Source organism: Mesorhizobium sp. WSM4829 (assembly GCF_055811475.1).
This window is the reverse complement of sequence record NZ_JBVVQJ010000028.1, coordinates 1-19,270: the sequence shown is the minus strand read 5'-3', so window position 1 is coordinate 19,270 and position 19,270 is coordinate 1. Positions and strand designations below refer to the sequence as shown.

The following is a 19,270-nucleotide window of genomic DNA, read 5'->3' as shown; positions in this document are numbered from 1 at the left end:
ACGGTCCGGAAACTTCACAAGAATTGTTTGAGATCGTGCCGGAAAAATTCATCCCGGCATCGATTTTTATTTACATCTGAAAGGAAAAATCATGTTTTCCGTGAAAACACCTGATGGTTCGACCGTAACCATCCAGCCGATTGTCAAGCAGGTCGCCGGGCCTGCGAAAGTCGTGTCGGCACGGCTGACGATACGAAGTGACGAGGCAGCAAGGCGCAGGATCGCCGATACCGACGGCACGCTGCGGCGGGCCAGACAGGTTGCGGAGACCAACCGCCTGATCTGACACGGCCGGCCCATGAACCCAGGATTTCCGGCAAGCTGGCCTGCGAACCCTTGAACCTGCCGCGCCGATGGCTTAGATCGCGGCAGGCGGACAAAACACGGCAGGTTTCCCATCAACAGAGATCCGAGAAGACCGGCAGGCGCGGGCGGCAATTTCGGCTCAGGCGGACAGCCGCCGCTGGGGCTCGACCAGCGCGTGCAGCAGGCACTGCAATTGCATCAGGCGGGGCGCCGGCAGGAAGCCGAGATGCTCTACCGGCAGGTGCTGGCGCAAAAGGCCAATCATGCGGCGGCAGCACATTTCCTCGGTTTGCTGCTGCACCAGACCGGGCGCAGCGCCGAAGGACTTGATCTCCTCGAACAGTCGGTGCGCCTGCAACCCAAGAATCCAGATTTCCTCAACAATCTCGGCACGGTGATGCGCGACCTCGGCCGTGTCGGTGCAGCCGTCGATTTCTTCCGTGGCGCGGTGGCAATCCGGCCGGAGCAACTCGCGGCGCGCGACAATCTCGGCTCCTCGCTGAAGCAACTCGGCCAGTTCGAGGGCGCGGAGGAGATCTATCGCGGCACCATCGGCCGCAATCCGTTCCATGTCCGCGCCCGCATCGGGCTTGCCGAGACGCTGCAGGAGGCTGGGCGGCTCGACGAGGCGCTCGCCGTCTTCCGCGAAGCATTGGCAATTCGGCCGAAGGACGCCGACCTGCTGCACGGGCTGGGCGTCGGGCTGATGGAGAAGGGCAGCCTCGCAGAGGCAGCGGAGCATTTCCGGCAGGCGCTGGCGGTCGATCCCGGCATGGCCAGGGCCTGGCTGATGCTCACCCAGGTCAAGCGCCAGCAGGAGCGTGACGCCGAGCTTGCCGGGATGGAGGCGCAGCACGCCAAGGCGCCGGACGGCAGCCTTGCGCGCATGCAGCTTTCGTTCGGCCTCGGCAAGGCTAATGACGATCTCAAGGATTATGGCCGTGCCTTCGATTATTTCGCCGAAGGCAATGCCATCCGCCGCATGGGCATCGACTATGATGCGGACAAGACACGCGCCGAATTCGAAACGATGAAGGCGGTGTTCGACAAGGCCTTCTTCGACAAGCACAGACCGAGCGGGATTGCCGACGACACGCCGATCTTCGTCGTCGGCATGCCGCGCTCCGGCACCACGCTTGTCGAGCAGATCATCGCCAGCCACCGCCAAGTCTATGGCGCGGGCGAGCTCGGCATTTTGAAGACGGCGGTGGGAAAACAGTTTCCGCCTGGTATGAAGGGCGGTTTCCCCAGCGGGATCGCCGACCTGCCCGACAAAGCCTTTGCCGAGGCAGGCCAGGCCTATCTGGACCTGCTGCACGCCCGCTATCCGGGTTTCCGGCATGTCACCGACAAGATGCCCGGCAATTTCCTTTTGGTCGGCTTCATTCATCTGATGCTGCCCAAGGCCAAGATCGTCCATTGCGCGCGCGACGCGGCGGCGACCTGCCTGTCGATCTACAAGGTGCATTTCCGCGGCGACAGCCACCGCTACGGCTACGACCTCGGCGAGCTTGCCGATTTCCACAATCTCTACACCGACATCATGGCGCATTGGCGCACCGTTCTGCCTGATGTCGTGCATGATGTGCGCTACGAGGATTTCGTTGCCGACCAGGAAGCGCAGACGCGGGCGCTGATCGCCTATCTCGGCCTGCCATGGGACGATGCAGTGCTGTCGTTCCACGAGACCGACCGGCCGGTGCGCACGGCGTCGGCGGCGCAGGTGCGCCAGCCGATGTACCAGGGCTCGGTCGATCTGTGGAAGCGCTATGGCGACCGGCTCAAGCCGCTGCTCGACCGGCTGGCGTAATGCGGGCCTACAACTCAATGAAGGGCTGAAAGCCGCCGAAGATCATGCGCTTGCCGTCGAACGGCATCGCCGACCAGTCGGACTTCAGCCGCTCATCGGCCATGACCTTGGCCATCACCGCATCGCGGCTCTGCCGCGATTCATAGACGACCCACGAGAAGACGACGATCTCGTCGTCCTTGGCCTGCACGGCGCGCGGGAACGAGGTCATTTCGCCATAGGGCACGTCGTCGCCAATGCACTCGACATAGGCGAGCGCGCCATGCTCCATCCAGACGGTGCCGCCCAGCTGCGCCATTTTCTTGTAGGCATCGAGATTCGCCTTGGGTACGGCGAGAACGAAACCATCAACATAGGACATTGTGGGTTCTCCTTGAGTTGGATTTTCCTTCTCCCGCAAGGGGAGAAGGAAAGAAGGCGCTACGCTGCCTTTACAGGCGCGTTCATCGCCCACTCCACGCCGAAGGGATCAGTCAACTGACCCCAGCGATCGCCCCAGAACATCACCTGCAGCGGGGTGCCGACCTTGCAACCGGCATCGATGGCGCGCTGCCACCAAGCGTCGATGTCGTCGCTGCCGAGATGCAGCTGCATGGTGAAGCCCTGCGGCTTCACCGGGGCCATTCCGTGCTCGGGATAGAAGTCGGAAATCATCAAGGTCGAACCGTTGATGTGGAGATGGATGTGCATCGTCCGGCCCTGCTCGTCCGGCGGGTAGAAGAACACCTGCTCGGCGCCGAACGCCTTCTGATAGAATTCCGAAGTCTTGAAGGCGCCGTCCAGTTGAAGGTAGGGCGTCAATCCGCCGAGGACTTTCGCGGCAGGCTGGGTCTGGGGCTGATCGTTCATGTCTTGCTCCTCTTTGGTTGGGCGTTGCGAACCACAGGACGAATGAGGCAGCGGCGATCCTACATGGCCGATGCTGTTTTTTTGATGCCGAGCGTGCGACGGCCGCCCTTGTCAAGGAGCCCCCTTGTCAAGGAGCCAGGCCAATCCGCGGGCTGTTCTGTGCGTCGATGACGATTTCCGGCCAGCCGATGTCTTTGCGCAGTTCGATCGGCAACGAAAGGATGGCACGCTCGCTGCGGTAGCGGGCGCGCGCCGCTGAGTAACGGGTCGCGATGCGACCTACGGATGACAGAATGGACATGATGCTCTCTCCTCGATTGGTGCCGGCATCACCGTGTCGGCGTCCCAAGGACGTGGCGCGCGGCGACGATCCGACAGACCGCTGGAATTTTTTGCCGCAGGACCGGATTCACTCCACCGTCGATGATCTCAAGCAGCTTCCATCCGCTCGATTGCGTCGAGTTCGGCCTTCTTGGCTTCGCCCTCTACCGCGAGATCGTAACTGGACTGCATGTTCATCCAAAACTGCGGCGTTGTTCCGAAGAACTTGGCAAGGCGCAGCGCGGTGTCGGGAGTTACCGGTGTCGTCTCGCTGGCTAGGCGCTCGATGCGCGTGCGCGGAACATGCAGCTTTTTGGCCAGCGTGTAAGGCTTCAGACGAAGCGGAACAAGAAATTCCTCTCGAAGGATCTCTCCGGGATGGATCGGGGTGTCAAAGTGCAACATTATAGGCTCCTGGCAGTGAGCGGTTGACAACGGTTAATTGCCAAGGAATGCGATGATTATGCGTCGTGCATCGTGGTATCGAGCCCTAGTGATAGTCGGTGATTTCGACATCCTCTGCTTGACCGTCCACCCACCGAAAGCAGACGCGGAACTGATCGTTGATGCGGATTGAATGCTGACCGGCACGATTGCCTTTCAGCGGTTCAAGCCTGTTGCCAGGCGGCGTCCTCAGGTCCGCTGGTTCGGCGGCGTTGTCGATCATGAACAACTTGCGCTGAGCCGAACGAACAAGATCAGAGGGGAAGCCTTTCGGGCCCTTGCCTTTCGAAACCGCCTCGCTGGTCTTGTCCTTGAACGAACGGATCATCTGCCGTCTCCGGGCAACGTACCATCACATGATACGCTTCGGAAGTCAAGGCTACGTATCATAAAATGATACGTAATTTTGGCGAACTGAAGGCTGGCGGGTCGGAACGTCAAACTGTGTGTCTCCATCCGAGCGTTGTTGCTCTACCTATGACGGCTATTCAGCAGGGCCGCTCAGCGGCCCTTCGTAGTCAGATCGCATCTGCCAGACATTGTGCCAAAAGACTCAACCTGCCGTCTCGGCGACCTTCCGGAAGAAGTCTTCCGGGCTGTCGATCTCGGCCAGGCGCCGCTTCTCGATCAGCCAGAAACGGTTGCCGATCGCCCTGATGAAGGAGCGGTCGTGCGATGCCAGCACGCAGCTCGCCTGATGGCCGAGCAATTCTGCCTCCAGCGCCTCCTGGCCGTCGACGTCGAGATGGTTGGTCGGCTCATCAAGTAGGTAGAAGTTGGGATTGGCAAGCCTGAGCGCCAGCATCATCAGCCGCGCCTTCTGTCCGCCCGACAGCACGCCGATCCTGCGCTCCTGCATGTCGATGCGGACGCCTGCGCCCGCGAGCAGCGAGCGGGCGCGCTGCTCGCCGACATCGAATCTGCGCGAGAGCATCGCCAGCGGCGTGTCGTCGCCGCTGATGCCCGACAATGCCTGGTCGCTGTAGCCGAGCACCGTCGACGGCGTCACCTTCACGCCTTGTGTTGCCGTCTCCGGCTCGACGACGGCATTTCTGATCAGGCTGATCAGCCGCGACTTGCCGACGCCGTTGCGGCCGAGCAGCACGATGCGGTCGCCTTGGCAGATGTGGCGCTTGCCGGTCCTGAACAGCAGCGTGCCGTCAGGCGTTTCGACCGCCACGTCGTCGAGCGTGATCAGCACCTTGGCATGGGTGCCGCGATTGGCGAGCTTTATCGCGCCCGCCGATTTTTCGCGGTGCGCCGGTGCTGCGACCTCCTCGAGGCGCTGGGCGCGCTGGCTGAGCTGCTTGGTCTTGACCGTCAAAAGGTCGCTGCCCGAATTGATGCCGATGTTGTTGAGCTTGGCCGCCTGCCGGCGCAATTGTTGCGCCACCTTCATGTCGCGCTGGAACTTGCGCTCGGTCGAGGTGTCGACTTCGCTCAACGCATCGCGCGCCCGCGAATAGGGCAACGAAAATACCGGCGACTGCTCGGGGCGCAGGAACAGCGTCCGGTTGGTCGTTGCGTCGAGGAAAGCCCGATCGTGGCTGGCGATCACCACCGGCACCTCGCGCGGCAGTGCGTTCAGCCAGGTTTCGAGCTGGCTGATCTTGGCAAGGTCAAGGTGGTTGGTCGGCTCGTCGAGAAGCAGCACATCGGGATCGGTGACCCAGACGCGGGCGATCAGCGCCAGTCTTTGCCAGCCGCCGCTCAAGGCCCGCATCGGCCGCTCGCGCATCGGCTGCGGCACGTCGAGTGAATCGAGAACGACATCGACGCGCCATTGCTCGCTTTCGGCCTGCTCGGCCGGCAAGGCGTCGGCCACCACCTGCTGAAAGCCGTGCTCGGCCAATGCTGCGGGAATGGCTTGCTCGACATGGCCGACGCGCAGGCCGCGCGTGCGGGTGATGTCGCCGGATGTCGGCTCCATCTCGCCGGTCAGGCACTTCAGCAAGGTGGACTTGCCGCGGCCGTTGGCGGCGACGATGCCGAGCCGGTCGCCGGTGCCGATGCTGAGGTCAAGGTTGGAAAAGAGCGGCGCACTCATGGTGACGCCGAGGGACTTGAGGCTGATCAGGGCCATGTTGGTTTCTCTGGTCTGCCCGGAATAAAGGTCCGGTTCGATGCACTTTGACGGTGCGCAGGCTGGCCATCAGGCTCGGCGTTGCAGCACCACGAAGGGCAGGACCAAGAAAATCGAAGCGGGAGAACCCGGACCGTCTCTGGTCAGCCCTGCAAGCAAGCTCGCAGGGCAGGGACAGGGCCGCGCTGACGGTGGTGGTCGATATGCACGCAGCCCTCCTTTCAAGACGTTCGAGTTGTAGAACTGGCTACACCAAGGGAGGGGCCGATGGCAATGGGGCACCGCCAATAGGCCTTCAGACAAGCGACGGCGCCGAGCAGGCACTGTCGGCGAAGCTGCCGATCTCCCCCTTTGCGGGGGAGATGCCCGGCAGGGCAGAGGGGGGTGCTGTCCCTCGGCTTGTCACACAATTGCGGTCAACACCGCCCAGGCTGATTCCGGTTGGGAACTGTTGAAATCGGACGTTGGCGATCCTTCCCACCCCCCTCTGTCCTGCCGGACATCTCCCCCGCAAGGGGGGAGATCGGATGTCGCTTGGGCTTCGCCAATCATCAACGCTGGAACGTGGTCGGCAGCGCAAATTTGAAGCAAATGCCTGCCTCTACCGTCCCGGCCTGCCCGTCTTACCCGGCCGGCGCTTTTCACGGCGGGCATCGGCTGGATCTTCGTAGGAGCCGATGCCGGCGCGCTGGCGGACAACTGGCTTGGCCGAACCGTCGCGTTCCTGCGCACCCACAGGTGGGGAGATCGGCTGTGGCTTGGCTGGCACTTTGCCTTCGACCGGTTTTTCCGTGCGTCGCACCGTCATCTCGTCGAGCGAGTTCTTCTTGAACAGCGGCTTGGTTGAATCGCCAGGGATGCCGAAATCGGAGCCGTGGGCCTCTTCGGCCGACTGTTTCTTGAACAGCGAGCGCGACAGCGCCCCGGCGGGAGTCGGCATGTCGGTGCCCGGACCCATGGCGTCGAGCGAGGGTTTTGCGAAGAGCGGCTTCTTGACTGGCACGGCGCCGTCGGCGCCCATCTCGTCGAGTGCGGGCTTGCGGAACAGACCCTTGCCGTCATCGTCCACCGTGCGGTGGATGGCGCGGCCCTCGTTGTGCTTGCCCTTTTCGCGGCCCGAAACCGGGCTTTCCATATCGGCATATTTGGCCAGCGGATCGTCGGAGATGGACAGTTCCATCTCGCGCAGCCGCTTGATCTCGTCGCGGATGCGGGCCGCCTTCTCGAAGTCGAGATTGGCGGCGGCGTCGCGCATCTGCTTGTCCATCGCGTCGAGATGGGCTTTCAGATTGTTGCCCATCATCGCGCCGGCGCTGTCGGTGAACTGCGAGATGTCGGCGCGGACGTGGTCCTTTTCGTAGACCGAGTCCAGGATGTCGGAGATGCGCGACTTGACCGATTCCGGGGTGATGCCGTTGGCCGCGTTCCACTCCATCTGCTTTTCGCGACGGCGGTTGGTCTCGGCCATCGCCCGCTCCATCGAGCCGGTGATCTGGTCGGCGTAGAGAATGACCTTGCCGTCGACGTTTCGGGCGGCACGGCCGATGGTCTGGATCAGTGAGGTTTCGGAGCGCAAAAAACCCTCCTTGTCGGCATCGAGAATAGCGACGAAGCCGCATTCGGGGATGTCGAGGCCTTCGCGCAAAAGGTTGATGCCGACCAGCACGTCGAAGGCGCCAAGGCGCAGATCGCGCAGGATCTCGATGCGCTCCAGCGTGTCGATGTCGGAGTGCATGTAGCGGACGCGAATGCCCTGCTCGTGCAGATATTCGGTCAGGTCCTCGGCCATGCGCTTGGTCAGCACGGTGACCAGCGTGCGGTAGCCGGCCTTCGTCGTTTCGCGGATTTCGCCGACGACGTCGTCGACCTGGGTCTTGGCCGGGCGCACCTCGACCGGCGGATCGATCAGGCCGGTCGGGCGGATGACCTGCTCGGCAAAGACGCCGCCGGACTGCTCCATCTCCCAGGCGCCGGGCGTCGCCGAAACCGCGACCGAAAGCGGGCGCATCGCGTCCCATTCCTCGAAACGCAGCGGCCGGTTGTCCATGCAGGACGGCAGGCGGAAACCGTACTCGGCCAGCGTCGCCTTGCGGCGAAAGTCGCCGCGATACATGCCGCCGATCTGTGGGATGGTGACGTGGCTTTCGTCGATGAAGACCAGCGCATTGTCGGGGATGTACTCGAACAGGGTCGGCGGCGGATCGCCCGGCTGGCGGCCGGTGAGATAGCGCGAATAGTTCTCGATGCCAGCGCAGGAGCCGGTGGCTTCCAGCATCTCGAGGTCGAAGCGGCTGCGCTGCTCCAGCCGCTGCGCCTCGAGCAGGCGTCCGGCGCGCTCGAGTTCGACCAGCCGCTGCTTGAGCTCTTCCTTGATCGACTTGATAGCCTGATTCAAGGTCGGGCGCGGCGTCACATAGTGCGAATTGGCGTAGATCTTGACGCTCTTCAATTCGCCGGTCTTCTGGCCGGTCAGCGGATCGAACTCGGTGATCGCCTCGATCTCGTCGCCGAACAGCGAAATACGCCAGGCGCGGTCTTCCAAGTGGGCCGGAAAAATCTCGATCGTGTCGCCGCGCACGCGGAACGAGCCGCGGACGAAATTGATATCCTGCCGCTTGTATTGCTGCGCGACGAGATCGGCGAGTAGCGCGCGCTGGTCGAGCCGGTCGCCGATCTGCATCTGGAAGGTCATCGCCGTGTAGGTCTCGACCGAGCCGATACCGTAGATGCAGGACACCGAGGCGACGATGATGACGTCGTCGCGCTCCAGCAGCGAGCGCGTCGCCGAATGGCGCATGCGATCGATCTGCTCGTTGATCGACGATTCCTTTTCGATGAAGGTATCCGTCCGCGGCACATAGGCTTCCGGCTGGTAGTAGTCGTAATAGGAGACGAAATACTCGACGGCATTCTCCGGGAAGAATTTCTTGAATTCGGAATAAAGCTGCGCGGCCAGCGTCTTGTTGGGGGCGAGGATCAAGGCAGGGCGCTGCGTCTCCTCGATCACCTTGGCCATGGTGAAGGTTTTTCCCGAGCCGGTGACGCCGAGCAGCACTTGGGTGCGGTCGTTGTCGTTGACGCCCTCGACAAGGTCCTTGATCGCCGTCGGCTGGTCGCCGGCCGGCTCGAAATCCGACACCATCTTGATGGCAATGCCGCCTTCGGATTTTTCGGGCCGGGCTGGGCGATGCGGCGTCCACAGCACGCCGTCCTTGTGCAGCGGGTTGCCGGACTCGATCAGCGCCGACAGCGCCGCCACGGTGGCGGTGACGCCGCCGGAGGCCATGGTCTCGGCTTCCTCCAGCGAAACATCGAGGCCGGCAACCGGATTGAGGCCGGCCGCGGTTCGCTCCCGCGCTGAAGCCGCGCCGCCCATGGAGGTGCCGCGCGCCGTGCGGCCCGGAGAGGAGGAGCGTTCGGGGATCTTTTTCGCCTTGGCGACTTCCCTCCCCCTTGAGGGGAGGGTGGCGGCGGAACCGCCGGGTGGGGTCGGTGCGGCCGGGCTCGACGTGCCCTCATGTTGAGCGCCTCCTTTGCCGACCCCCTCTGTCGCCTTCGGCGACATCTCCCCCTCAAGGGGGGAGACTTGGCGCCCTTCCTTTTCGGCTTCCTGCTCGATCTGCTCGGCCCAATCGGCGATCGAGCCGGTCAGCGGCGTGCCTGAGAATTCGGTCTGCGGCGCCTCGGCAAAGCCACCCTTGTGCAATGGCTCCGACGCATCGAGGAAATCGGTCAACGGGCTGCGCCGCTTGGGCGGCGAAGCACGATCGTCACGCGCCGGCGGCGGCGTCTTTTTGTCAGGAAGTTTGGCCATGCCCCGAATATGGGAGGTATCGGCCAAAATGGAAAGAGCGGAGTGGCCAGGGGCGCGAGAGGAAACCAGGCTGCTGACACAAGGGTGTCAGGAGCGATGTCGAACGCGCCCTCAGTTGAACCACAGCGCAAAGGTCAAAAACCCGGCGCCGCCGAACTGGCGCCGGATCTGGTCGAACTCTTCGCTGGTGAGGATCTTTCCGCTGTCGAGATAGGGCGCGATGGCCGGGCCGGTGATCGACAGCACCAGGTCGAAGGGCTTTGGCTCGTCGAAGAAGCGCTTCATGTTGATGCCTTTGTCGGCGAAGCGGAAATGCGGCAGCAAGGTGCGGCCTTCGAGCAGGTCCTCGGCCATGTCAAGCGCGGCGTGCCAGGCCTGGACCTGCTCCTCGCCGACTTCCAGGCCGGTGAGCGGGCTGGCGCCTTTCTGTTGCGGGCCGGGCAGCCATTCACGGTCGTTGTCGGTCTCGGCGCGGATCGCCTTCCAGTCTTCGCGGGACAGCCGGATCATTTCCATGAGGTGGCGGCGCGCCGCCTGGCGGCGCTCCGGCTCGACCACCGGCCAATTGACCAGATGAACCAGCGAGATGAAGTCGGCGATGCGCCACTCGGCCGACAACATGCCGCCGCTCATGCCGCCGTCCGGCGGCACGAGCGTGTCCTGCAGCGGCAGTTTTGCGCGCGGAAACAGCATGTGGAACGAGCCGTCGAAGGCGTTGCTGAAGTCATGCGCCAGCCAGAAATCCGCCTGCGCCATCAGGAATTCGGCATAGCCCTGCAGCCAGTAGCCATCGGCGCGGTCGAAGCGGAAGGTGAGGGCGGGTGCGGCCGGGTCTGGCGCACCGCCGCCGCGTGACAGGGACGCCATGATCGCGGCGGCACTTTCGTCCGGCGCGATCTGGCCGTCCTCGTTGAGGTCGATGCCGAGACGGGTGAGGTCGACCTCGATGCCGATGTCGGCATCGGCAGGCACGGATCCAAGCGTGGCGGCGGACTTTTCCAGCCGATCGCGGAAGGCGACCAGGATGGCGCGGAAGCCGTCGTAGGTCAGTGGCGCGGGATTGGGATTGTTCGGCACCGGCAGCCGCATCAGCGGCAGCATGAAGGATTGCGGGCTTTCGAAACCGTGGCGGTGCAGGCCGCCGGCCAGGATCTCCAGCGCGGTGAAGAACTGACCGGCACCGGCGGCGTAGGCCGACGCAGGATCAGTGGGCGCGGCGGCTTCCAGCGCAGCAAGCGTGCTGTCGCGGTCGGCTACGGTTTTTGCCTCGAACAGGGCGGCCGGTTCGGCGGCCGCGGCACCGGTGGAAGCAACCGGCAGCAGCAGAAGAAGGGCGGATGCCAGCAGGCTCGAAAATCGCGTCATCTTGGTCCTCCGGTATGCCGTTCGGCGGCAACCATATACGCATCTTGTGTGTTGCGCCTACTGCGGGCTTCTGGCCGCACGATTGCGAACGGAGGCGCTTCGCTATATCGGGCGCATCGTCTACCGTGGCCATTCATCCCGGTGCAGGCTGCGCGTGTCGAATTATCCGCTTTCCTACAAATTGTCCTGGCTGCCACGCTTCTTGAAGCCTTCGCTCAGCGGCGATCGCCAAGGCTTTGCGCCAGCGGCAGGAATCATGATCGAGCCGCCACCGGCGCGGACGGTGCGGCTCGCCTTTGTCGGCGATATCTCGGCGGTGGCCAATCGCAGCGCGCCGCAATGCGACCCGGCGATCGCCACGCTGCTCGCCTCCGCCGATCTGGTGATCGGCAATTGCGAAAGCCCGGTGGTGGAGCGACCGAGCGCGGCGATGGGCACGAAGCTTGGCACCCGTCATGCCATGACCGAGCGGTTCCTTGCCGAGGCGTTGGCGTCAGTAGGCATCTCGCGTGAGAAACTGGTGCTGTCGCTCGCCAACAACCATGTGCTCGACCAGGGCGTCGAGGGTTTTGACGAGACCGTGGCAGCGCTGGAACGGCTTGGCATCCGCAGCATCGGTACCGCGGCCGCCGGTCCGGTCGAACGCGTCGCAGTCGGGCCGCTGACAATAGGCTTCGCCGCCTTCACACTGTGGCGCAACGCCGGCGCGGCGGCGTTCGCCGGCCGAGTGTCGATGCAAGGCGAGCCGGCACGATGGCCGCGCCGCGACGCCGTCGACCTTACCTGCGCCGTGCCACATTGGGATTGGGAGTTCCGGCATTTTCCGCAGGCTGAAACGCGCGTGCTGGCCCGGCGTTTGGCCGCGCGGGGCGTCGGGCTGATCGCTGGCCATCATGCCCATGTCGTGCAGCCGGTGGAGCGGATCGGCAAGGCGCTCGTCGCCTATGGGCTCGGCGATTTCCTCGGCACCGCCTTTGCGCGCCAGCCATGGCCCGGCCGCATCGGTAGCATCCTGTCCGTCGATATCAGCGCCGACGCCGGCACGCGTGGCGCCATTGCCGCCTACCGGCTGCATCCGTTCATGCGGCTGCGCGCCGGCAACCATGAGCGGCTGGTTCCGGTCGAGGAGCTGGAGGACCGAATGCGCAGCAAAGTCGAAAATCGGTGGAAAGCGATCTTGCCTTCTCCCCTTGTGGGAGAAGGTGGATTGGCGCGCAGCGCCAAGACGGATGAGGAGTGCTGGAAGAAATGAGGCGTTGGCGTTCCCTGGAACACAAGGGGAGAAGGGATCACCGCCCACCCGGCACGCGACTTTCCCCTAAAAGCGGCTATCATGCAGCGCACAGGTTTTCGACGGTGGGATGGCGATGGAAGCAGCGGATTTCATGCCTGATGAAGCTGACATCGCCGGCATCAAGAGCAAACTGGCGGCCTACGAGGCCGAAAGGGCTTCGGCCTACCGGCAAGTCCGCTGGCGGGTGCCGCTGTTCATCGGACTGGTGCTGGTGTTCGTGGCGCTTGTCGCCTGGCTTTTCAACAGGATCGCCGATCCCTACGAGCAATGGCTCTCGACGCCGCATGTGTTGCTCTATGTCGTCGGGTTGGTGGCGGCGATCCTGCTCTATTTCCAGGCGAACAAGCCGGCGAGCAGGTTGCAGCACCGCAAGACGCTGCTGCCGATCATCTTCGGCTTCATCAGGGACCTGCGCTACGAGCATGAGGTGACACCGAACTCGTTCGACCGGCTGCCGCGCGAGACGATCGGCACGTTCAACACCAAACGCTTCGACGACATCGTCTCCGGCCGCTACGAGGGATTTCCGTTCGAGCTTTACGAAGCCGATCTCCGGCAAGGCACGGGCGGCACGATAGCATTCAACGGGATCATCGTTGCCTTCGGGACCATGGTGCCGTTCCCCGGCATATTGGTGGCGGCGCGCCGGACTGAATTGGCCGTCGGGTTCTTCCGCGGCATGTTCGCCAGCAGGATGCAGGAATTGTCATGCGGGGTGCCCGAGCTCGATGCCGCCTACGACTTCCGCAGCGACAACATCGAAGCGGCGCAGCCGCTGGTGAGCGGCCGGCTGGCGCAGGCACTGACATGGCTCAAGGAGACATGGCCTGATGATCCGGCGCGGGTCGCGCTCAATGGCAGCGACGGATTTTTACTCCTGCCGCAGACGAGGAATTTTTTCGACCTGCCCGATATCTCGGTGCCGCTCGACTACGCCAAGCATGTCGCGCCTATGATATCAGACATGGGGGCGATGCTGGCGACGGCGGCGCTGGTGCGCAAGATCGGCGCAAATGACGCGGCGGCGGGTTAGCCCGCACTAGAGGTCTGCTGCCAGCTTCTGAATCAACACCAGGAAGCTTCGCTCCGGTCGAACCGCGTGAGACAGGCGGTCAAATCGCGAGAGAAGCCCAAAAAACAGTCGGCGCCGGGATTTCTCCCAGCGCCTCCCTGTCAGATCAGGACACGGTCGCGGCAGCAACTTCCGTAAAGACGTCGCGCCATGCCGGCCTTGATGTTGACGGTCCTGCCAGTCACCGCCCGAGGGCAGCGTCCGTTCGGGACCTCGCCAGTCTCCACCCTTGCAAGCTTCGTCCAGCGCGCCATCGAAGGTTTTTGCCGTCCTTCATGGCAGCATCGGTCCGCCGTAGGCGTTCGCACGCTTTCCGCGGCCCCGTAGTCTCGGTCCTCAAAACAGGCAAGCCTGCGTTCGGGGCCGTACGGGCCTCAGGAAATCCGCCGTTTCGCTTTGCCTTTCGACTTGGCAATCGGTAGCCGCCTGAGATGGGTTTAATGTACGGGAGATAAGCGTTCGGGGAAACGGTTGCGAGCCTGTGGATAGCGGGATTATCGGGGACCAGGGCCCGCATCGGCGCGTTTATTTTGCCGAGATGCGGGGCGGGCACGCCCATCCTGCGGCGAGCTGCAGGATTCTGCCCTTGCCCGACACTGCGGCGCGGGCTTCAATGCCGGCGAAGGATTTTAGGACGGCAGTGTCGTTGCTGTCCTTGGGAGGACATTCTTGAAGGTCGGGGTGGTTCTCAATCCGATTGCCGGCGGCGGCTGGCTCAAGCGGCATTGGCCCGAGGTCAGCGCTTCGCTCAGGAAACATTTCGGCGATTTCGAGCTGCGCGAGACGCAGGCGACCGGCGACGCCGAAAGGCTGGCGTTGGTCCTTGCCGCCAGCGGCTGCGACCTGGTGATCGCGGCGGGCGGCGACGGCACCGCCAGCGAAGTTGCCGATGGGCTGCTGCAGGCGTTTGCGGAAAGCCGCCGGACGGCCGAGCTCGGCCTGCTGCCTTGCGGCGCCGGCATCGATTTCGCCCGCGGGCTCGGCCTGTCTGGTGAGGTCGACCTGACGCTGAAGCGCATCGCCGAGGCCAAGGCCCGCCGGGTCGATGCCGGCCGCATCTCCTATGTCGACGACCATGGCGCCCTGGCCAGCCGCCATTTCATCAACATCGCCAGCCTCGGCCTGTCGGGCGCCACCGACCGCGCGGTCAACGCCGACAAGCGCAAGGGCAATGTGTTGGCCAAGGCGCTGTTCTATTGGCGCACCGTGTGGGAATTCATGCGCTACCGATTCCAGGACGTCTTGATCACCATCGACGATGGCGTCCCGGTCGAGGCGCGCGTCGCGCTGGTGGCGGTGGCCAACGGAAAATTCTTCGGCGCCGGCATGATGATCGCGCCGGATGCCGAACTGGACGACGGTCAGTTCGACATCGTCATCCTGCGCGCGGCTGGCAAGCTGAAACTGATCTGGGATATCCGTCTGCTCTATGGCGGCCGGCATCGCAACCATCCGGCAATCACCATTTTGCGCGGCAGGAAAGTCGTTGTCGAACCGCTCGGCGATGTGCAAAAGAACGGCGCGCTGGTCGACATAGACGGCGAGTCGCCGGGGCGCATACCGGCGACCTTCGAGATCCTGCCCGGCGCGCTGACGCTGAGGTATTGAATCAAGCTGTTGATACCTTGGTTCCGGTCGCTTCGATCGTGATTTAGGCGACCAGGCCAACATGCTGGAATCGCGCGACAATTACCTGACGCCAGAGCTTGATCCTGGCCGGGAAACCCGGTCGCATCTCTTGCGCGCGCTCACGGCGTCAACGGCGTCTGCATCATCTGCAAATGCAGCTCCGTGCCGGTCCAGGGATGCGCTTCGCAGACGGCTTCGTCGAGCTCGACGCCAAGGCCCGGCTCCTTCGACGGAATGACGTTGCCGTCCTGCCACTCGATCTTCTTCTTCAGCAGTTTTTCGTGAAAACCGTCCCACTGCTTCAGCGATTCCAGGATGAGGAAATTGGGCAAGGTCACGGCAAGCTGGATGTTGGCCGCGCCGACGATCGGCCCGCAATAGCAGTGCGGGGCGACCTGGATGTGATAGGCCTCGGCCATGGCGGCGATCTTCTTGGTTTCGAGAATGCCGCCGGAGCGGCCGAGGTCGGGCTGCAGAATGGTCGCGGCGCGGTTCTCGATGACGCGGGCAAACTCGAACTTGGTCGTGAGCCGTTCGCCGGTGGCGATCGGGATCGACGTGCCGCGCGCCACCTGCGCCATCACTTCGGGCATGTCGGGCGGCACCGGCTCCTCGAACCACAGCGGGTCGTAGGGTTCGATGGCGCGGGCCATGCGCAGCGCGCCCGATGCGGTGAACTGGCCATGCGTGCCGAACAGGATGTCGGCCCTTGTGCCGACCGCCTCGCGGATAGCCTTGATCATGCGGGCGGAGAGATCAATGTCGACGAGACGCGGCTGGTGACCGTCAAAGGCGGTGTAGGGGCCGGCCGGATCGAGCTTGACGGCATTAAAACCCTGCTCGACATATTCAAGCGCGCATTCGGCCGCCAGGCCGGGGTCATTGTAGACGTTCTTGCCGCGCGCATCTTCCGAATGGACGCTGCCGCTGTGCGGATAGAGATAGGTATAGGAACGCAGCGTTTCGTTCACCTGGCCGCCGAGCAGCTTGTAGACCGGCTTGCCGGCCTCCTTGCCGATAATATCCCAGCAGGCGATTTCGAGCGCCGAAAAACAGCCCATGCCGGACACGTCCGGGCGCTGGGTGAAGCCCGACGAATAGGCGCGGCGGAAGAAGTTCTCGATGTCGTGCGGATCGCGGCCGATCAGATAGCGCTCGGCCATGTCCTCGATCATTCTTGCGGTGATATGGGCCGAGAAGGTGGCGTTGTAGGCCTCGCCATAGCCGACGACGCCGCCGTCGGTGGTGAGCTTGACGAAGATGAAATACTTGCCGCCGATGCCGGGCGGCGGATTGCCGACAACCCATGTCTTGACGTCGGTGATTTTCATTTTTGATCCTCCAGAACCAGTTCGGCGCCCTTCCATCCGGTCATGATCGCGGCGGCATTGGTGTTGCCGGTGATGTTATCGGGAAAGATCGAGGCGTCGATGACCCGCAAGCCGGCGAGGCCGTGAACCCGCAGGCGCGGGTCGACGACGGCGGCGGTAGCGTCCGATCCCATGCGGCAGGTCGAGACCGGGTGGTAAACGGTGCCCGAGCGCTTTCTGAAATCCTGGATGATATCCGCGTCGGAGGTGATCGACGGGCCCGGCAACACCTCTTCCTCGATGATCTCGGCCATTGCCGGCATGGCGGCGATCTTCCGGATGAACTTCACTGCCGCCAGCATCTCGGCGACATCAGCCTCGGTCGAAAAGGCGTTGGCGACGATCTTCGGATAATCACGCGGATTGGCGGAGCGGATCATGATCTCGCCGCGGCTCGACGGGCGGCAGTTGGACAGGCCGATGGAAAAGCCCGGCCACGGATCGGGCGTCAGGATCGGGCGCTCGCCGCTCTTCGGAATGACGGTCGAGAATGCCTGGAAATAGAGCTGCATGTTGGGCCGTGCCGCGGCCGGGTCGGTGCGGAAGAAGCCGCCGGCATTGTTCATCGACAGCGACAGCGGGCCGGAGCGCATCAGCATGTATTGCATGCCGACCATGAGCTTGCCCCACCACGGTCGCAGGATCTGGTTGAGCGTCGGCAGCCTGCCCCTGAAGGTGTAGTTGATGCCGACATGGTCCTGCAGGTTTGCCCCGACATTCTCATTGGCGTGGACGACGGCAATGCCGAGCGTGCCGAGCTGGGCTGACGGGCCGACCCCGGAGAGCTGCAGCAATTGCGGCGAGTTGATCGAGCCGCCCGACAGGATGATCTCGCGGCCGGCGCGGGCGGTTTTCGTCTCACCGTTCTGCAGGTACTCGATGCCAACGGCGCGCTTGCCCTCGAACAGGATCCTGGTCGCCAGCGCGTTCATCTCGACGCGGACATTTTTTCGCTTCATCGCCGGGCGCAGGAAGGCGCGGGCGGCCGACATGCGGCGGCCGTTCTTGGTGGTGATCTGATAGATGCCGGCGCCCTCCTGGGAGGCGCCGTTGAAATCCGGATTGAACGGCAGGCCGGCCTGATTGGCGGCCGCCAGATAGCGCTTGGTCAGCGGATGGACTGCGGTCGAGCAGTCGGTGATATGCAGCGGACCGCCAACGCCGCGCCATTGATCGGCGCCGGCCTGATTGTCCTCCAGCGCCTTGAAGACGGGCAGCAGGTCGTCGAAGCCCCAGCCGGGATTGCCGGCCGCTGCCCAAGCGTCGAAATCTTCGCGCGCGCCGCGGATCCAGACCATGGCGTTGATCGAGCTCGAGCCGCCGAGCAGCTTGCCGCGCGGCCAGTGGTCGATATTGCCGGCGAGGCCGGGGTCCGGCTCGGTCTTGTAGTTCCAGTTGACCGCAGGGTCGAAGAAGGTCTTGCCGTAGCCGAGCGGCATCTGGACGTAGAAACGCCGGTCGCTGCCGCCGGCCTCGAGCACCAGAACCGAGAAGCGGCCGGAAGCCGACAGTCTTTCGGCCACAACCGAGCCGGCCGAGCCGGAGCCAACAATGATGAAATCATAGGTCTGCATGATGGCTGCGGCCGGCTCCGAATTCTCGCTCAACCTAGACGCCGCAAGCCGCCGCGATTACCGGAGCTTCCGGCATCGCCTGTGAAAAAAGCGACCGGCAATTCATTTGCAGTTGGTGTCCTGCCCGAAGCGGCATTTGCCGCGTGGCCAAGCGGTCCAGCATTACACGCCATCATCAGCATTTTGCGTGAAATCATAACGCATGATCGGGCGGGCTGGCACCCTGCGAGCGACGACCCTGAACCCGGCGCGAGCGAAGGTGGAGGCGTATCCACTGCCGGAAGCGCTCGGCGATACGTCGGCATCAAAAGGATAGGCCTCGAGTGCAGGGGCGTTGGCGCGCCTTGCAGCTTGCAGCGCCGCTGCGATCAGGTGGGATGTGATGCCTTGCCGGCGGTATTTTTTTCGCACGTAGAGGCAGGACAAGGACCAGACCGGCGCATCATCCACTCGCTTGAGCTGCCACAGCCGATCGAGCCAGGGCACGGCATCTCTGGGCGTCACCTGACACCAGCCGACAGCAGTAGCGCCGTCGAAAGCGAGTACGCCTGGAGGCGGACCATGCTCGACGGCTTGTCGGAACGCAGCCTTGTTTTCCTCGCCTGGTCGCTTTCGATAAGAACTGCCGATCCGCCCGTACATACACCAACAGCGACTGCAGACGGCGCTCTCACCGAACAGCTCCTCGAGCGCGGGCCATAGATCTGACGTCAGAGGGCGAGAGGTAAGTTTCATGTCAGCTGCCTTTCTCAACTCGCTGTGCGCAGTCTAGCACCTGGCAGCGCGTTGACGCATCGGTGCCATCCCGATACGGGAGAAGATCGATATCGAGGGGATTTGGCGCATGGTGCATTACGCGGACGGGCGGCCGATTGGCGATCTGACGCTCAGGACCTTGGCCATGCCTTCGGACGCCAATGCGGCGGGCGACATTTTTGGCGGCTGGGTGATGGCGCAGATGGATCTGGCCTGCGGCATCCGCGCCGCCGAGCGTGCCAAGGGCCGCGTGGTGACGGCGGCGGTGAAGGAAATGTCGTTCGCCAAGGCGATGAAGATCGGCGACACGCTGTGCATCTATACGCATGTCGAGCGCGTCGGCCGCACCTCGATGACGCTCAAGGTCGAGGCATGGGCGCAGCGCTACCTCTCCGACCTGATGGAGAAGGTCACCCACGCCGACTTCGTCATGGTGGCGCTGGACGGCGAAGGAAAGCCGAAGGCCGTTCCGGCGGAGGGCTGAGTTCTGACTTCCCTTCTCCCCTTGTGAGGGCTTTGCACAGAATCGGATTGGTGATTCCGTGGGCAAGGAAGAGAGGGAGATGATTCGGATGATCGATCG

17 protein-coding genes are annotated in these 19,270 nt (G+C 63.5%); 6 read left to right on the top strand and 11 right to left on the bottom strand.

What is annotated here, in order from left to right:
- The first annotated feature begins 91 nt into the window (after positions 1–91).
- Positions 92–286: a hypothetical protein gene (locus tag AC0L17_RS23795; protein ID WP_473508332.1), complete on the top strand. Its 195-nt coding sequence runs from the start codon at positions 92–94 to the stop codon at positions 284–286.
- 195 nt (positions 287–481) lie between these two features.
- Complete coding sequence (locus tag AC0L17_RS23790) at positions 482–2,116, top strand: tetratricopeptide repeat-containing sulfotransferase family protein (protein ID WP_473517610.1); 1,635 nt, start codon at positions 482–484, stop codon at positions 2,114–2,116.
- Positions 2,117–2,123: 7 nt separating this feature from the next.
- On the opposite strand, the gene AC0L17_RS23785 is transcribed toward AC0L17_RS23790, so the two are convergent.
- The 8 genes from AC0L17_RS23785 to AC0L17_RS23750 form a co-directional block, all read right to left on the bottom strand.
- Entirely contained in the window at positions 2,124–2,477 is a 354-nt protein-coding gene (locus tag AC0L17_RS23785; protein ID WP_023799862.1) for a DUF1428 domain-containing protein, read from the bottom strand.
- A gap of 59 nt (positions 2,478–2,536) precedes the next feature.
- Positions 2,537–2,965: a VOC family protein gene (locus AC0L17_RS23780; RefSeq protein WP_473517609.1), complete on the bottom strand. Its 429-nt coding sequence runs from the start codon at positions 2,963–2,965 to the stop codon at positions 2,537–2,539.
- A 127-nt stretch (positions 2,966–3,092) separates the two neighbouring features.
- Positions 3,093–3,266, bottom strand: a complete 174-nt coding sequence (locus tag AC0L17_RS23775) for a hypothetical protein (RefSeq protein ID WP_164547136.1) — start codon at positions 3,264–3,266, stop codon at positions 3,093–3,095.
- 128 nt (positions 3,267–3,394) lie between these two features.
- Entirely contained in the window at positions 3,395–3,691 is a 297-nt protein-coding gene (locus AC0L17_RS23770) for a HigA family addiction module antitoxin (protein WP_473517608.1), read from the bottom strand.
- A gap of 85 nt (positions 3,692–3,776) precedes the next feature.
- Positions 3,777–4,058, bottom strand: a complete 282-nt coding sequence (locus AC0L17_RS23765) for a type II toxin-antitoxin system RelE/ParE family toxin (RefSeq protein ID WP_473517607.1) — start codon at positions 4,056–4,058, stop codon at positions 3,777–3,779.
- A 225-nt stretch (positions 4,059–4,283) separates the two neighbouring features.
- A complete protein-coding gene (locus AC0L17_RS23760; protein WP_473517606.1) occupies positions 4,284–5,813 on the bottom strand; it encodes an ABC-F family ATP-binding cassette domain-containing protein in 1,530 nt (509 codons plus the stop codon).
- A gap of 601 nt (positions 5,814–6,414) precedes the next feature.
- Positions 6,415–9,627, bottom strand: coding sequence for an excinuclease ABC subunit UvrB (uvrB, locus tag AC0L17_RS23755; RefSeq protein WP_473517605.1), 3,213 nt, complete (start codon positions 9,625–9,627; stop codon positions 6,415–6,417).
- Positions 9,628–9,738: 111 nt separating this feature from the next.
- Positions 9,739–10,992 carry a hypothetical protein gene (locus AC0L17_RS23750; RefSeq protein WP_473517604.1) on the bottom strand — a complete coding sequence of 418 codons (1,254 nt, stop codon included), beginning with the start codon at positions 10,990–10,992 and terminating at the stop codon, positions 9,739–9,741.
- A gap of 154 nt (positions 10,993–11,146) precedes the next feature.
- Between AC0L17_RS23750 and AC0L17_RS23745 the strand changes: the two genes are divergently transcribed.
- From AC0L17_RS23745 to AC0L17_RS23735, 3 genes are all read left to right on the top strand, one after another.
- Positions 11,147–12,244, top strand: a complete 1,098-nt coding sequence (locus AC0L17_RS23745; protein WP_473517603.1) for a CapA family protein — start codon at positions 11,147–11,149, stop codon at positions 12,242–12,244.
- Between the two features lie 115 nt (positions 12,245–12,359).
- Complete coding sequence (locus tag AC0L17_RS23740; RefSeq protein WP_473517602.1) at positions 12,360–13,319, top strand: hypothetical protein; 960 nt, start codon at positions 12,360–12,362, stop codon at positions 13,317–13,319.
- Between the two features lie 708 nt (positions 13,320–14,027).
- A complete protein-coding gene (locus tag AC0L17_RS23735; RefSeq protein WP_473517601.1) occupies positions 14,028–14,966 on the top strand; it encodes a diacylglycerol/lipid kinase family protein in 939 nt (312 codons plus the stop codon).
- Between the two features lie 140 nt (positions 14,967–15,106).
- Here AC0L17_RS23735 and AC0L17_RS23730 read toward each other — a convergent pair whose 3' ends face one another.
- The 3 genes from AC0L17_RS23730 to AC0L17_RS23720 form a co-directional block, all read right to left on the bottom strand.
- A complete protein-coding gene (locus AC0L17_RS23730) occupies positions 15,107–16,318 on the bottom strand; it encodes a mandelate racemase/muconate lactonizing enzyme family protein (protein ID WP_473517600.1) in 1,212 nt (403 codons plus the stop codon).
- Positions 16,315–17,931 carry a GMC family oxidoreductase gene (locus tag AC0L17_RS23725; protein ID WP_473517655.1) on the bottom strand — a complete coding sequence of 539 codons (1,617 nt, stop codon included), beginning with the start codon at positions 17,929–17,931 and terminating at the stop codon, positions 16,315–16,317. The genes AC0L17_RS23730 and AC0L17_RS23725 overlap by 4 nt, the downstream gene beginning before the upstream one ends.
- A 162-nt stretch (positions 17,932–18,093) precedes the next feature.
- Complete coding sequence (locus AC0L17_RS23720) at positions 18,094–18,573, bottom strand: GNAT family N-acetyltransferase (protein ID WP_473517599.1); 480 nt, start codon at positions 18,571–18,573, stop codon at positions 18,094–18,096.
- 202 nt (positions 18,574–18,775) lie between these two features.
- Between AC0L17_RS23720 and AC0L17_RS23715 the strand changes: the two genes are divergently transcribed.
- Entirely contained in the window at positions 18,776–19,171 is a 396-nt protein-coding gene (locus AC0L17_RS23715) for an acyl-CoA thioesterase (RefSeq protein ID WP_023761257.1), read from the top strand.
- Positions 19,172–19,270: the final 99 nt, after the last annotated feature.

What these genes read in the sequence shown, in the direction of transcription:
- AC0L17_RS23775 (WP_164547136.1), bottom strand. Translation starts at nt 3,266, where the DNA reads ATGTCCATTCTGTCATCCGTAGGTCGCATCGCGACCCGTTACTCAGCG.
- AC0L17_RS23765 (WP_473517607.1), bottom strand. Translation starts at nt 4,058, where the DNA reads ATGATCCGTTCGTTCAAGGACAAGACCAGCGAGGCGGTTTCGAAAGGC.
- AC0L17_RS23715 (WP_023761257.1), top strand. Translation starts at nt 18,776, where the DNA reads ATGGTGCATTACGCGGACGGGCGGCCGATTGGCGATCTGACGCTCAGG.
- uvrB (WP_473517605.1), bottom strand. Translation starts at nt 9,627, where the DNA reads ATGGCCAAACTTCCTGACAAAAAGACGCCGCCGCCGGCGCGTGACGAT.
- AC0L17_RS23785 (WP_023799862.1), bottom strand. Translation starts at nt 2,477, where the DNA reads ATGTCCTATGTTGATGGTTTCGTTCTCGCCGTACCCAAGGCGAATCTC.
- AC0L17_RS23720 (WP_473517599.1), bottom strand. Translation starts at nt 18,573, where the DNA reads ATGTACGGGCGGATCGGCAGTTCTTATCGAAAGCGACCAGGCGAGGAA.
- AC0L17_RS23750 (WP_473517604.1), bottom strand. Translation starts at nt 10,992, where the DNA reads ATGACGCGATTTTCGAGCCTGCTGGCATCCGCCCTTCTTCTGCTGCTG.
- AC0L17_RS23760 (WP_473517606.1), bottom strand. Translation starts at nt 5,813, where the DNA reads ATGGCCCTGATCAGCCTCAAGTCCCTCGGCGTCACCATGAGTGCGCCG.
- AC0L17_RS23740 (WP_473517602.1), top strand. Translation starts at nt 12,360, where the DNA reads ATGGAAGCAGCGGATTTCATGCCTGATGAAGCTGACATCGCCGGCATC.
- AC0L17_RS23725 (WP_473517655.1), bottom strand. Translation starts at nt 17,931, where the DNA reads ATGCAGACCTATGATTTCATCATTGTTGGCTCCGGCTCGGCCGGCTCG.
- AC0L17_RS23730 (WP_473517600.1), bottom strand. Translation starts at nt 16,318, where the DNA reads ATGAAAATCACCGACGTCAAGACATGGGTTGTCGGCAATCCGCCGCCC.
- AC0L17_RS23780 (WP_473517609.1), bottom strand. Translation starts at nt 2,965, where the DNA reads ATGAACGATCAGCCCCAGACCCAGCCTGCCGCGAAAGTCCTCGGCGGA.
- AC0L17_RS23770 (WP_473517608.1), bottom strand. Translation starts at nt 3,691, where the DNA reads ATGTTGCACTTTGACACCCCGATCCATCCCGGAGAGATCCTTCGAGAG.
- AC0L17_RS23795 (WP_473508332.1), top strand. Translation starts at nt 92, where the DNA reads ATGTTTTCCGTGAAAACACCTGATGGTTCGACCGTAACCATCCAGCCG.